The organism is Sulfitobacter sp. AS59, assembly GCF_038899995.1.
Classification (GTDB): domain Bacteria; phylum Pseudomonadota; class Alphaproteobacteria; order Rhodobacterales; family Rhodobacteraceae; genus Sulfitobacter.
The window spans coordinates 143170-157591 of record NZ_JBBMQK010000003.1 but is presented as its reverse complement, the minus strand read 5'-3'; the positions used below and the strand labels follow the sequence as shown (position 1 = coordinate 157591).

11 protein-coding genes are annotated in these 14422 nt (G+C 56.7%); 7 read left to right on the top strand and 4 right to left on the bottom strand.

The window, feature by feature from the left end:
• The first annotated feature begins 127 nt into the window (after nt 1–127).
• Genes gpmI through WNY39_RS08215 form a run of 3 tightly spaced genes read left to right on the top strand, consistent with a single transcriptional unit; the run spans nt 128 to nt 4114 of the window.
• Nucleotides 128–1648 (top strand): 2,3-bisphosphoglycerate-independent phosphoglycerate mutase, encoded by a 1521-nt coding sequence (gene gpmI / locus WNY39_RS08225; protein ID WP_342845087.1) that lies wholly within the window; start codon nt 128–130, stop codon nt 1646–1648.
• Nucleotides 1645–2775, top strand: coding sequence for a peptidoglycan DD-metalloendopeptidase family protein (locus WNY39_RS08220; protein ID WP_342845086.1), 1131 nt, complete (start codon nt 1645–1647; stop codon nt 2773–2775). Before gpmI ends, WNY39_RS08220 begins: the two co-directional genes overlap by 4 nt.
• 4 nt (nt 2776–2779) lie before the next feature.
• Nucleotides 2780–4114 carry a S41 family peptidase gene (locus WNY39_RS08215; protein ID WP_341232655.1) on the top strand — a complete coding sequence of 445 codons (1335 nt, stop codon included), beginning with the start codon at nt 2780–2782 and terminating at the stop codon, nt 4112–4114.
• A 207-nt stretch (nt 4115–4321) separates the two neighbouring features.
• On the opposite strand, the gene WNY39_RS08210 is transcribed toward WNY39_RS08215, so the two are convergent.
• The 4 genes from WNY39_RS08210 to ilvD form a co-directional block, all read right to left on the bottom strand.
• Nucleotides 4322–4693 carry a hypothetical protein gene (locus tag WNY39_RS08210; protein ID WP_342845085.1) on the bottom strand — a complete coding sequence of 124 codons (372 nt, stop codon included), beginning with the start codon at nt 4691–4693 and terminating at the stop codon, nt 4322–4324.
• Between the two features lie 10 nt (nt 4694–4703).
• Nucleotides 4704–5477 (bottom strand): DUF6478 family protein, encoded by a 774-nt coding sequence (locus tag WNY39_RS08205; RefSeq protein ID WP_341232653.1) that lies wholly within the window; start codon nt 5475–5477, stop codon nt 4704–4706.
• Between the two features lie 94 nt (nt 5478–5571).
• On the bottom strand, nt 5572–6129 hold the full coding sequence (locus tag WNY39_RS08200; protein ID WP_342845084.1) for a hypothetical protein: 558 nt from the start codon (nt 6127–6129) through the stop codon (nt 5572–5574).
• 25 nt (nt 6130–6154) lie between these two features.
• Complete coding sequence (gene ilvD, locus WNY39_RS08195; RefSeq protein WP_342845083.1) at nt 6155–7921, bottom strand: dihydroxy-acid dehydratase; 1767 nt, start codon at nt 7919–7921, stop codon at nt 6155–6157.
• A 151-nt stretch (nt 7922–8072) separates the two neighbouring features.
• Between ilvD and WNY39_RS08190 the strand changes: the two genes are divergently transcribed.
• Genes WNY39_RS08190 through WNY39_RS08175 form a run of 4 tightly spaced genes read left to right on the top strand, consistent with a single transcriptional unit; the run spans nt 8073 to nt 14334 of the window.
• Nucleotides 8073–11171: an ABC transporter transmembrane domain-containing protein gene (locus WNY39_RS08190; RefSeq protein WP_342845082.1), complete on the top strand. Its 3099-nt coding sequence runs from the start codon at nt 8073–8075 to the stop codon at nt 11169–11171.
• Nucleotides 11171–12061, top strand: a complete 891-nt coding sequence (locus WNY39_RS08185; RefSeq protein ID WP_342845081.1) for a CPBP family intramembrane glutamic endopeptidase — start codon at nt 11171–11173, stop codon at nt 12059–12061. The genes WNY39_RS08190 and WNY39_RS08185 overlap by 1 nt, the downstream gene beginning before the upstream one ends.
• A 57-nt stretch (nt 12062–12118) precedes the next feature.
• The gene (gene accD / locus WNY39_RS08180; RefSeq protein WP_342845080.1) at nt 12119–13063 is read left to right on the top strand and encodes an acetyl-CoA carboxylase, carboxyltransferase subunit beta; all 945 of its coding nucleotides are present in this window, start codon (nt 12119–12121) and stop codon (nt 13061–13063) included.
• Nucleotides 13060–14334 (top strand): folylpolyglutamate synthase/dihydrofolate synthase family protein, encoded by a 1275-nt coding sequence (locus WNY39_RS08175; RefSeq protein WP_342845079.1) that lies wholly within the window; start codon nt 13060–13062, stop codon nt 14332–14334. Before accD ends, WNY39_RS08175 begins: the two co-directional genes overlap by 4 nt.
• Nucleotides 14335–14422: the final 88 nt, after the last annotated feature.

The following is a 14422-nucleotide window of genomic DNA, read 5'->3' as shown; positions in this document are numbered from 1 at the left end:
CAAGGGGCGGGCCATGTTTTGGGCGGCGGAACTGTACAAGTTTGTAATCTAGAATGAATTGGGTTCACCATAGGGCAATCTACAGTTAAAAGGTGCAAAACATCTAAATTTTCGGAGCAATCGTCCCATGGCACACCCCAAACCCGTCGTATTGTGCATCTTGGATGGATGGGGGCAGCGCGCCGAGGCCGAGGGCAATGCGCCTTTGCTGGCGAAAACACCGAATTTCGATTGGATCATGCAGAATTGTCCCAGTGCCACGCTGACCACTTTCGGGCCTGACGTGGGTCTGCCCCAGGGGCAGATGGGCAATTCCGAGGTCGGGCATACCAACATTGGTGCCGGGCGTGTTGTCGCGATGGATTTGGGCCAGATCGACCTCGCGATTGAACAGGGCAGCTTTGCCAAGAACCCGCCGCTGCTGGATTTTATCGCCAAACTGAAAAAGACCGGCGGCACGGCGCATTTGATGGGCTTGGTGTCGGATGGCGGGGTGCATGGTCATCTGTCCCACATGATTGCCGCTGTAAACGCGTTGCACGACCAAGGTATTCCCGTGGTGATCCATGCCTTGACCGATGGCCGCGATGTGGCCCCGAGATCGGCGCTCGGGTTCTTTGAGACGTTGAATGATAATCTGCCCAGTGGCGTACAGATTGCGACTGTTACGGGCCGCTATTTCGCGATGGACCGCGATAACCGCTGGGACCGGGTCGCCAAAGCGTATCGCGCGATTGTTCAAGCGCAGGGGGAAACAACCGCAGCTACGGCGCTTGAGGCAGTTAATGCCGCCTATGAGCGTGGTGAAAACGATGAATTCATCCAGCCGACGGTGATTGCCGGCTATGAGGGTGCCAAAGATGGCGACGGCTTGTTCTGTCTGAATTTCCGTGCCGACCGCGCCCGCGAGATTATGGCGGCCATCGGTGCCCCTGACTTTGACGCGTTTGACACAGGCGTCAGGCCGGATTGGGCGGGCTTGATGGGGATGGCCGAATATTCACAAGCGCACAGCATTTATACGTCAACGATGTATCCCAAACCGCAGATCGTGAACACGCTGGGGTCTTGGGTGGCGCAGCATGGCTTGCGTCAGTTCCGGCTGGCCGAGACGGAAAAATACCCGCACGTGACGTTCTTTTTGAACGGAGGGGAGGAAACCCCCGCCGCCGGTGAAGACCGCTTTATGCCCAAGTCACCCGATGTCGCGACCTATGACCTGCAACCCGAGATGTCATCGGCGCAGGTGACCGACAGTTTTGTCGGGGCGATCAACGAGCGCTATGATCTGATTGTGGTGAACTATGCGAACCCTGACATGGTGGGGCACACGGGCGATCTGGCGGCTGCCATCACCGCCTGCGAGGCCGTGGACCAAGGGCTTGGCCGCGTGTTGAAGGCGCTTGATGCCGTCGGTGGCGCGATGATCATCACCGCGGATCATGGCAATTGCGAAACGATGATTGATCCCGAAACCGGGGGCGCACATACGGCACATACATTGAACCCCGTGCCGGTCGCGGTTGTCGGCGGCCCTGAGGGTGCCAAATTGCGCAGGGGTCGGTTGGCCGATCTGGCCCCGACGGTTTTGCAGTTGATGGGGCTTGAACAGCCCACCGAGATGACCGGGAAGTCGTTGTTGGAATGAAGCGGATTTTCGCCCTTTTCCTGCTGATCTGGCCCTTGGCTGCCTTTGCGCAGACCGAGGCGGCGGATCAGGCACGTCGCGCGATGGGCGATCTTGAGCGGGCATCGGCGAAATTGGATGCTGCAGAAGGGGCACGCGACCGGGTTCAGGCGTTGACCCAAACGATCCAAGCCTTCGAGGTTGGATTGGGGGCCATGCGCGAGGGGCTGCGGCAAGCGGCGATCAACGAGGCGCAGCTTAGCAAAAAACTGGAGGCGCGCGATGGCGAGGTGGCGCAGTTGCTGGGTGTCTTGCAAAGCATCGGCGGCAACCCATCGCCAACGCTATTTCTGCACCCCGCTGGCCCTATCGGGACTGCCCGCGCTGGCATGTTGCTGGCCGAACTGACGCCCACATTGAATGCACGTGCCGACAAGTTGCGGCAGGATTTGAAAGACGTGCAAACTCTGCGGACCTTGCAAACGGATGCGGCGCAGCGCCTTCAGGACGGGCTGACCGAAATACAGCGCGCCCGCACCGAGCTGAACAAAGCCATGGCCAACCGCACCGAACTGCCCAAACGGTTCACCGAAGACCCCGTGCGCACGGCAATTCTGATTTCGACGTCGGAAACGCTTTCGGGTTTTGCCAGTGGCCTGTCGCAAATGACGACCGAACAGATCGAACCCGCCCCGTTGCATATTGACGGTCAAGTGGGGGAACTGCCCTTGCCGGTGCAGGGGCTGGTTCTGCGCGGCGCGAATGAGGCCGACGCGGCCGGCGTTGTTCGGCCCGGCATGATCCTTGCAACGCGGCCCCGCGCGATTGTGACGACCCCGACAGCGGCGACAATCCGCTATACCGGCCAGCTTTTGGATCTTGGCAACGTGATCATCCTTGAGCCTCGGGCAGATACCTTATTTGTATTGGCTGGCTTGGATACAGTTTATGGTGCTGCGGGTCAGGTGATTGCAGCGGGAACACCGATTGGTTTGATGGGTGCCCCGTCGTTAAGCACTGATAATGCCTTGTCACCTAATAGTGAGGGGGCTGGTGTCGAGCGTTCAGAAACGCTCTACATAGAAGTAAGAGAGAATAATATCCCACAGGACCCGGCAGAATGGTTCCTAACCGACAAGGATGGATGAGCATATGAAGAAATTTGTGATGGCCGCCGTTGGTGGCACGCTGGCAGGCGTGATCGCAACGACGCAAATTGCGGGCCCTTTGCTGGCCCAAGAAGCGGCCAAGACCAGCAATGTCTATGAGCAGCTTGATTTGTTTGGTGATATATTCGAACGCATCCGCGCCCAGTATGTCGAGGAAGTCGATACAGAAGAACTGATCGAGGCGGCCATTAATGGCATGCTGACGTCTCTTGATCCGCATTCCAGCTATCTGTCGCCCAAAGACGCGCTAAAAATGCGCGACCAAACCCGTGGAGAGTTCGGCGGATTGGGCATCGAGGTCACGCAAGAGGAAGGCTTTGTCAAAGTCGTCTCGCCGATTGACGAAACGCCTGCGTCCGAGGCGGGGATCGAAGCCGGTGACTTTATCACCCATGTTGACGGCGAAAGCCTGCTGGGTCTGACACTGGATGACGCAGTTGAATTGATGCGCGGGCCGGTTGGGTCTGAAATCATCATCACCGTCGTGCGCGAAGGCGAGAGCGAGCCGTTCGATGTGTCCCTTGTGCGCGACACGATCCAGCTGACGGCGGTTCGTAGCCGCACTGTTGGCAATGCGGTGGTGATGCGCGTGACCACGTTTAACGAACAAACCTACCCCAAGCTTAAGGAAGGTCTGGAAGAACAGATCGAAGCAGCCGGTGGTATCGACAAGGTCAGCGGTATTGTCATCGATCTGCGCAACAACCCCGGCGGCTTGCTGAACCAAGCCATCGCAGTTTCAGATGCGTTCCTTGAAGAAGGCGAGATTGTCAGCACACGTGGTCGCGATTCAGCCGACAGTGACCGGACCAACGCGACGCCCGGCGATCTGGCCCAAGGCAAGCCTATCGTTGTGTTGATCAACGGCGGGTCTGCATCGGCGTCCGAGATTGTCGCTGGTGCCTTGCAAGATCACCGTCGCGCGATCGTTGTGGGTACGAAAAGCTTTGGCAAAGGATCGGTCCAGACCATCATGCCGCTGCGCGGCGACAGCGCTATGCGCCTGACAACAGCGCGGTATTATACACCGTCGGGTCGGTCCATTCAGGCGGTCGGCGTATCGCCCGACATCGTGGTTGCACAGCCCCCGCTTAAGCCTGCTGGCGAAGAGGATGACGCAAACAGCCGTCCCTTGCGGTCCGAGGCTGACCTGCGCGGTAGCCTGAATAACGACAGCCTGACCGAAGACGAGATCGAACAGATCATGGCAGATCGCGAAAAAGCCGAAGAAGCAGCGGCCCTTCGCGAGGAGGATTATCAATTGGCCTATGCGATTGATATCCTCAAAGGTCTGTCCGCCTTGGGTCCAAAGGACTAATCCGCAAAGGCATTATAGCCCTCGCAGATCGACTGAAAACGAAAGGCCGCCCCGTAATAGGGCGGCCTTTTCGCTGCGCAGCACAGAAAAAATGCTGCGCAGCATTTTAGGCGGTTTAACAGCCGTTTGCACAGTCAAATCATATGCTTACAAGGCATTTTGATAGGCTGAGGGGATGGTGAAAATAAGCCTTTGGCCGGGTGGCCGTTAGCTTGTCTCGACGCAATGCCGTCTGAACGCGCGCTTGAGCATATCAAGCTCAGCGCGCAGCAATTCCAGCTCTGCCCGCTGATCGATGTTTGTCACCTCGTCGCCAATAATAACGACGTCGCCAATTTTTTGACCGGCATCATTGTCGGTTACCACAATAACCTGGATGCCATCCGCAATCGCGCTGGCAGGCACTGGAATGGTCAAAGACCAATGATCGGCGGTGTCACTTTTGGCCAATTTGAAATCGGGGACATCTGCGTTCCCGTGGGTGACGGCGATGTCAGGCTTGGTATCGCCCGACCCGGTAACGATACCCTGCCACATCCCTTCAAGCATTCGGGTTTTTGTCAGTTTTAACGTGCTCATCCAAAAACTCCTAAAGCGGTGCGCGCGGCCGGCGCGAGAATGTCATGTCACGCAGAATGATCTCGTTCATTTCCGGACCCTCGAAAATCAGATCGATCCACGCCTTTTCCACACGTTTTTCGTTTATGGTGGAATAGGCGAGATCGAATTCAACCATGACGTCGGGTTGATCAACGGGAAGTTCGCGCACGATTTGTTCGGTGTTCGGCCCGTGGCGGATGTTCAATCGCGCAAATATCTCGATTGGTTTTTCCATCTCGACGATGGTGCGCAACTGCAAAAGATGTGTACGTTTCAGCCCGTCTACAAAGCCCTCTGGCAGGTCCAGAACAAGGGATAGAAACGACCCGTCAAATCGGAACACATCAAGGCGCAAACCATACGGGGCCAGATCAGCCTCGCGCAGGTTGCGCAATTGCCGGACGCCCAGTTCTGACAGCGCGCAATCGTGGAAGAGGGTGACTTCGGTGCCCAGCTTTGCCTTTGTCTTGGCTGATGACAGACCGGGCACAGGCAGCGGGGCGCGCCACAGGGCAGGTCGCCAGGACCAGTCTGCGTTATGTGGTTTGCTGAACTTTGTGGACCCTACGACTGGCAGGGCCATGCGTTCTTGCGCTGCTTGAATGAAGCCGTCCAAACGGGTCTTGAGCGCCCAAGCTTCCTGAGATTGCCACCGCAGGGTTTCCAAAGGAACATCGTTCGCTTTTCGGGCATTACGGGCCCATCTGCGCGAGGTCCACCTAGATACTGCGGCGTTCAAAAGCTGAGTGCCAAATTTGGCCATATGTGCCTGCTGCCCCGTTTTTCGGTCGTCTATGTCGCAGAACTCTATCGTCTCAAGCACATTGGTTCAAATGAATTGCCGCGTGTTTGCGTGGTCAGTTTTTGAGGGGCACGCTTGTCACCGGTTCGGGTGTCGCTTTGATGCTTTCCTCTGCCAGCGTCAGCAGGATATCCCGGCCGACACTGGTGGTGATCAGGCCGTTCTCGGGCCCGTAAACCGCGACGCCAGCAATCTGGTTGCCGATAATGACTGCACCGCGCCAATGAACCGGGGAAAGCCCGCCAACAGGAATTTTTCCGAGCGCACGAAAGGTCACGATGCCCTTGGTCGTTTGGACAGCGGTGACGTCTCGCAGCCCGCTGGCGGTGGCGATTTGTGCGGCAGAAGGGAGCGTGCCAGTGTCGCTGTTTGCAAGGCTAATGGTGATTAACCCGCGTGGTGCGGACCCGGCCGCGTCCTGCGCACCCAAGATGTCGCAACGCATCATCACCAGAAAATCGGGGGTCAGGCTGGCCTGATCGATACAAAAGCCCGATGGCGCGACCAAAACCGCGCCTCCGGCCATCATGCCGCGTGTGACAGGGATAGTGGATGTGCCGGATGGATTTAGGCTGAATTGACCCTGACCAGCTTCGCAAGCTGTCAGGGTCATGAATCCAATCGCGGCTAACGAACCTTTACAGGTCCATGTAGTCATGGGTTTCCGCCTTTGCACCGGGATGCGTCACGGCACCCAGATAGGTGGGGCCAACAAGCTGCGCGTATTTCCACAATGCACCGCTTTGGTAGTTGGTTTTGCGCGCACCGGGCCATGCCGCCTTGCGCTTGGCCATTTCCTCGTCGCTGATGTCAACGCTGATGGACCCTTCAATGGCGTTCAGGGTGATCATGTCGCCCTCTTGCAGCAGGGCAATTGGGCCGCCATGTGCTGCTTCGGGGCCGACGTGACCCACACAAAAGCCGCGTGTCGCGCCCGAGAAACGACCGTCGGTGATCAGGGCGACCTTTTTGCCCATGCCTTGGCCGGACAGGGCCGCCGTTGTGGCCAACATTTCGCGCATGCCGGGGCCGCCTGCGGGGCCTTCGTTGCGGATCACGAATACGTCTCCTTCTTTGTAGGCGCGGTTTTGCACCGCCTCAAACGCGTCTTGCTCGCATTCAAAAATCAACGCGGGGCCGGTGAAAACGATGTCTTCCTCGGACATGCCGGCGATTTTCACGATGGCACCCTCGGGGGCAAGGTTGCCCTTGAGGCCGACAACGCCACCAGTTTTGCTGATCGGATCGGAAATTGCGTGGATGACTTTGCCGTCCGCCTCGCGGTCAATCCGGTCAAGTTCTTCGCCGATGGAACGGCCAGACGCGGTGATACAATCTGTGTGGATCAGACCCGCTTTGCGCAGTTCTTTCATCACAACCGGCACGCCGCCTGCATCATATAGGTCTTTTGCGACATAGGCACCGCCTGGCTTCATATCGACAAAGTACGGCGTGTCGCGGAAGATTTCACAAACGTCATCCAAGAAGAAATCAATGCCAGCTTCGTGCGCCATGGCTGGCAGGTGCAGACCCGCGTTGGTCGAACCGCCAGTGCAGGCCACGATGCGCGCCGCGTTTTCAAACGCTTCGCGGGTACAGATATCACGGGCGCGGATGTTCTTTTCGATCAGGTTCATGACCGCTTCGCCGGATGCTTCGGCATAGGCATCGCGGGAAACATAGGGGGCAGGCATGCCGGATGAGTTCATCAGCGCAAGGCCGATGGCTTCGGACACGCAGGCCATTGTGTTGGCGGTGAACTGGCCACCACAGGCACCCGCGCTTGGGCAAGCAACGCGTTCAAGAATCTCAAGCGCTGCTTCTGACATGGTGCCGTTTTGGAAATTACCAACGGCCTCGAACATGTCTTGTACGGTCAAGTCACGGCTTGCAAAGTCGGCAGGCACATCGGCACCTGCGGGCGCTTTGCCCGGCAGGATCGATCCGCCATAAAGAAAGACAGACGGCACGTTCAGACGGATCATTGCCATCATCATGCCGGGCAAGGATTTGTCGCAGCCCGCTAGACCCACAATCGCATCATAGCAGTGACCGCGCATGGTCAGCTCAACCGTGTCCGCAATCGCCTCGCGCGAGGCGAGCGAGGATCGCATGCCTTCGTGACCCATTGCGATACCGTCGGTTACGGTGATCGTGGTGAATTCCCGCGGCGTCCCTTGTTGGGCGCGTACGCCGATTTTGACAGCTTGGGCCTGACGGTTCAGCGAAATGTTACAAGGTGCAGCCTCGTTCCAGCAGGTGGCGACGCCAACAAGCGGCTGATGAATTTCCTCTTCCGTCATACCCATGGCATAGTAATAGGACCGGTGCGGTGCGCGCTCTGGCCCTTCGGTTACGTGCCGGCTTGGCAATTTGGATTTATCAAAACGGTTGTTGGTGGACATCTGCACGCCTTCCTGAATGGATATTTACTCCGGAATAGCCATCCAGCGGTTTCGCTGCAAGGCTCAAGCGGTCGGTTGAATAGAGGGCTGTGTGGCCTTAGGTTCATTTGGACCCTCAGGCGTGACGCCTGCCCAGCGAAAGTGGACCCGGATGGAGCGATCGATTTTTTCCTTTATATGGAAATATTCCAGCCGAGATCAGATCCTTCTATTGATCCTGACGCTCGTCACTTTTCCCTTTCTCTACATCACACTTGAACTGCCCAAGCGCATTATCAACGATGCCATCGGGGCTGAATCGAATGCGATCGATGTTTTTGGCGTAGAACTGTCGCAGGTGCAGTTCCTGTTCGCCTTGTGCTTTGCCTATCTGGCGTCGGTTCTTGTGCACGGTCTCATGAAAATGCGGCTGAACACGATGAAGGGCGTTTTGTCTGAACGGCTTTTGCGGCGGTTTCGCTATCAGTTGCTTTCTCGCATGATGCGGTTTCCGCGCAGCTATTACAGCAACACCAGCCAAGGCGAACTGGTGTCGATGGTCACCTCAGAGGCCGAACCGATGGGCGGGTTGATGGGCGACGCGGTTGCCCAGCCGGTGTTCCAAGCCGGTCAGATGCTGATTATCTTGTTGTTTTTGTTCATACAATCGCCGTGGTTTGGTTTGGCGGGCGTCGCGTTGATCCCCTTGCAGGCCTATCTGATCCCGATGCTGCAACGGCAGATCAACCTGCTGAACAAGGCGCGGATCAAAGAGGTGCGCGCGCTGTCATCCGAAATCGGGGAAACCGCGGCAGGGATCACCGACTTGCGAACCAATGGCGGCTGGCGGTTCAGGTTGGCCAAGTTCACCGACCGGCTTGGGGCGCTGTTCAAGATCCGTTTCCAGATCTATCAGAAAAAGTTCTTCATGAAGTTCCTCAATAACTTCATCACCCAACTGACGCCGTTCTTTTTCTATGCCGTCGGCGGCTATTTGGTCATTGCCGGGAATATTACTGTTGGTGCGCTTGTGGCCGCACTTGCTGCCTACAAAGACCTCTCAAGCCCGTGGAAAGAGCTGCTGACCTATTACAACCAGACGCAGGATATGGCCATTCGCTGGGAAATTGTGACCGAACGCTTTGCCCCGAGTAATATGATCCCCGAACATTTGTTCGAAGGCGAACCCCTAGAAATCCCCCACCTAAAAGGGCCGATCAATTTAAATCACGTGTCCGTGCGCAACACAGACGGGAATGTGCTGCTGGACGATATTAACATCGACATTCCCATGGGCGCGCGCGTCGCCATCCAGATCCCCAATCAATCCGAACGCAGGGCATTGGCTGAATTATTAACCCGAGAGATCACCCCGACGCGGGGATCGATCAAAATGGCAGGCCATGATCTGGGTGATTTGCATCAGGCGGTTCTGGCAGCGCGCATCGGGTATGCCCACGCGCACCCCTATATTTTCCAAGGGACAATCGGCGATAATTTGTTGATGTCTTTGCGGACCAGCCCGAAAACCGTGCCTTGGGAACCCAATAAAAAGGACTGGGACGAGATCGAAGCCAGGCGCGCTGGCAACAGCACTGACAGCACCCGTGCAGATTGGCTGGACCCGGGATTGGCTGAACTGAACTCCCGCGAGGATATCAATCACTGGTGGTACAAACTGGTCAATGCCATCGGCACGGAAGAGATCATGTTCAGGCGCATGGTCACGGACTATATGGACCCGGACGACCGCCCCGAGCTGGCCGAGAGAATTGTTGGCGTCCGCGAAGAGGTCTACAAAAGACTAAAAGAGCAAGGGCTTGATACGGCTATTTATCGGTTTGATCCTGATGAGTTCAACCCGTCGATGGCCTTGGGTGGTAACCTGATGTTCGCGGCCCCCATGCGCAGTATTTCGCAGACTGCCCTTGCATCTGAACGCAGCTTTCTGGCGATGATTTTCGATCTGGGTCTAGCTGAGCAGGGTATCGCAATCTCGCAAACGGTGGTTGAGGCGCTGCACCAAACCTTTGGACGCGATGGTACGGATCACCCGCTTTTCACAGCGCTTGGCATCGACGAAGAGCTGTACGAGAAATTGGTCGATATTGCATTGCGTCGCCGCAACCACGGGGATGAGGCGCTGAACGAAGACGAGTTTGCACTGCTTTTGACTGTACCGTTTGCCTTTACAGCCGAACAGATTGGCCCTGCATTTCCCGAGCCGTTCAAGCGTGAAATCCTCGAAATTCGCAAGCAGCAAGGATGGAAGATGCGCGAGCGGACCAAGGATATGTTTGTTCCGATCGCGCCTGCAACGTATCTGCCTCGTTTGACGATTCTGGAAAACGCGCTTTACGGGCGGATATCGCAGGTTGCCGGGTTGCGGGCCGATCTGGTGATGGATGTGGTGTCGGATGTGTTCAAGGAACACGATCTGAAACAGGATGTGACAGTCAACGCATTCAATATTCCGACCCAAATTGCCGGCTCGAATATCTCGACCGAGTTTCAGGAACGCGCGGCGTTTAGTCGGGCAGCGATGAAGCGGCCAGACATATTGGTTCTGGATCAATCGCTTGCCGAACAAGACTGGAAACGCCTTGCCATCGTGCGCGACAAGCTGAGCACCTTGTTGCCCGATACCACCCAGATTTACCTCGATGCGACCTTTGAACGACCCGAAGATTTCGATATGTTTATCGAAATCAAGGGCGGGCGCATCGACGGCGTGGCGAAAAGCGACGCACCACATCATGGCGACAGCATATCGGGTGACCTGCGTCGCAAGCTGGATATCGTGTCGCATAATGAATTGTTCAGAAATCTCACGCCCCGCAACCAACGGCTTTTGGCTTTTGCGGCGCAATGGTTTCCCGTGGCCGAAGGGCAGACAATCTTTAGCCAGGGGGAGCGGCCTGATGCGGTTTACTTGTGTCTGTCAGGCACGAGCGAGCTATTCTGGAAGGATGAAGAAGGCGAAAGGCACCATGTCTCAACGGTGGAAGAGGGTCGCCTGATTGGTGATCTTGCCGTGATCATGAATGACCCGCGCCAGTTTGATTTTGTTGCTCTTGAGGATAGCAAGTTCCTGCGGATCGGGGGCGAACAGTTCAGTTCGGTTGTTAAGAACGACAAAGTGATTTTGCTCAGCTTGCTACGGACGGTTTCGTCGCATTTGACGGGCGCGGCAAATCTGCTTCGCGCGGCGTCTATCGATATCCCTCGCGAATATAAGGGGCCAGAACCGTCGAAATGGAAAAACGAATAATGCCGCCCTACTCAGCGCACCAAAGTTTCATTGCGCCTGCAGTTCCGACAGCTGCCCTTTGGCGTGTGATCGTTGGGTTTTTGGCCGCCTCCGCCATATACCTGCTGCTAAACAACTTGCTGTTCACGTTGGTTTTCAACATGACCGGCCCGCAAGATAGCAGTTTCTTTGACGACCTGCTGTCCGGGAAAACTCCCGCCGCGATGTTTCTGCTGTTGGGTAGTTTTGCCTTGATGACATTGGGTGTCACAATCGTGGCGCGGGTGCTTCATCAGCGGTCTTTTGCCAGTTTGATTGGTCCGCTTGGCCTTGCGGTTGCACAATTCTCTGCGGTTGTCCGGCTGCTGGTGGTTGTGAGTGTCGTTATCTTTCTGTTGCCACCGTGGGATTTGGGGGACCCGCTGGTGCCCAATCTGGAACTTGGAACATGGGTACTACTGTTGCCGTTTTCGCTCGTGGCGGTATTCGTACAGGTCAGCGCCGAAGAAATCGTATTTCGCGGGTATGTTCAGCAACAACTGGCCGCGCGTTTCAAGACGCCGCTTGTCTGGATGGTACTGCCGTCATTCCTTTTTGCGCTTGGTCACTATATGCCAAATGAACTTGGCGAAAATGCTTTGATTATTGCGCTTTGGGCCGGGGTGTTTGGGATGCTGATGGCTGACCTCACAGCGCGTGCAGGGAACCTTGGCCCCGCGATTGCCGTGCATTTTTGCAATAACGTGGCCGCCATCGTGATCGTGTCGATGCCTGACGATCTGTCAGGGCTTGCGCTATATCTGACCCCCTTCAGCATGGCGGATACCGAAGCCGTGCGCGCATGGCTTCCGGTCGATTTTGCGCTGATGTTCATCACGTGGCTGGCGGCAAGGCTGGCGATCCGCCGTTGATTGCAATTTACTCCTGAGCAGCATATCTCAGGGACGAAACTGGAGCAGAGGTTCGCCATGAACTGGATCAATAACTACGTTCGCCCACGCATCAATTCGATTTTCTCGCGCCGCGAGACGCCGGATAATCTTTGGACGAAATGCGATGAATGCGGGACAATGTTGTTCCACCGCGAGGTGTCGAACAATTTGAACGTTTGCACCAACTGCGGGCACCACATGGGGATCACCCCGCGCGCACGGTTTCTGGCGCTTTTCGACGGTGGCATTTTCACCGAGGTCAAAGTACCCGCACCGGTCACCGACCCCCTGCATTTTCGCGATCAAAAGAAGTATCCGGATCGTTTGAAAGCTGCGCAAAAGCAAACCGGCGAAGCCGAAGCCATGCTGGTTGTGACGGGTGAAATCGGCCGCACGCCAATCGTTGCCGCCGGTCAGGACTTTTCCTTTATGGCGGGATCCATGGGCATGTATGTCGGCAACGCGATCATCGCGGCTGCCGAAGAAGCGGTGAAGCTCAAGCGCCCGTTGATCTTGTTCTCGGCCGCTGGTGGCGCGCGCATGCAAGAGGGCATTCTTGGCCTGATGCAGATGCCGCGTACCACTATTGCGGTACAAATGCTGAAAGAGGCAGGGCTGCCCTATATCGTGGTGCTGACCCATCCGACCACGGGCGGTGTAACGGCGAGCTATGCAATGCTGGGCGACGTTCAAATTGCCGAACCCAATGCATTGATCGGCTTTGCTGGCGCGCGCGTGATTGAACAGACCATTGGTGAAAAGCTGCCCGAAGGGTTCCAACGCGCCGAATACCTGCTGGATCATGGCATGCTGGATCGCGTGACGCCGCGCCCTCAGATGCGCGATGAACTGATCAATATTACCCGTATGTTGCTGGGCTTGCCGCCTGCCGTGCGTGGTGATCTGCCTGCGCCCGCCGAGGGGGGCGATGTGCCCCATGCTTTGACGTCGGAAGACAAGGCAGAAGCTTCCAAAAAATGACGCAACAGACATCTGATGATGTGCTGGCGCGCATGATGGCGCTGCACCCTAAGATCATCGATTTGACCCTTGATCGGATGTGGCGACTGTTGGATGCCTTGGGCAATCCGCAAAATAACTTGCCGCCGGTGATTCACATCGCTGGCACCAATGGCAAGGGATCGACTCAAGCGATGATCCGCGCGGGCTTGGAATCGGCAGGTCATCGGGTGCATGCCTATACCTCGCCTCATCTGGCGCGGTTTCACGAACGTATCAGGGTCGCGGGCGATCTGATTACCGAGGCCGACCTGACCGACGTGCTTGACGAATGCTATGCTGCGAATGACGGCGGTAATATCACCTATTTCGAGATCACGACCTGCGCGGCACTGCTCGCGTTTTCACGCACCCCTGCGGATTATACCTTGCTTGAGGTCGGGCTGGGCGGTCGGTTGGACGCCACCAACGTGGTTGAAAAACCCGCCCTGACCGTAATTACCCCCGTTTCCATCGATCATCAGCAATACCTTGGTGATACCTTGGGCCAGATCGCGGGCGAAAAAGCGGGCATTATCAAACGTCTTGTGCCTTGCATTGTTGGCCCTCAGCAAGACGACGCGATGGATGTGATCGAAGCCGAGGCAACGCGCCACCACGCGCCGCTTTTGGCCTATGGGCAGCAGTGGCACGTCGGGCCGGAAGCCGGGCGTATGGTCTATCAAGATGAAAAAGGTTTGCTTGATCTGCCAAGGCCAAACTTGCTGGGTGCGCATCAGGTGCAAAATGCCGGTGCGGCCCTTGCCGCCTTGCGCCAGCTTGGCATCGCGGATGACCACTGCGAGGCGGCGGTCACCCGCGCGCAATGGCCCGCGCGGATGCAACGTCTTAAGACAGGCCCCTTGGTTGAAGCCGCTGAAAATGCAGAGCTTTGGCTGGACGGCGGCCACAACCCTGCAGCTGGAGAGGCGATTTCGGATCTGCTGCGATCAATGCCGAAACGTCCGACCTATCTGATCTGCGGGATGCTGAATACCAAGGACATCGCAGGCTATTTGCGCCCCCTTGCCGCGCAAGCTGAAAAACTGGTCGCTGTGTCGATTCCGGGGGAGGTTGCCACGTTGCCCGCTGGCGATACCGCGCAAGCCGCGCGCGCAGTCGGCATGCAAGCGCAGGAGGCTGCTTCGGTACACCAGGCGCTTGTTGATATTCTTGTCGATGACCCTTTTGCGCGGGTTTTGATCTGCGGGTCGCTTTACCTAGCTGGCAATATATTGCGTGAAAACGGCTAGAATTGTCATTTCTAAAATTGACGACGTTTACAGTTTATTGCGCTTGAGGCCCTAGGGTTCAAAGACGGTGTTCTTTGTCCTTGGGGTC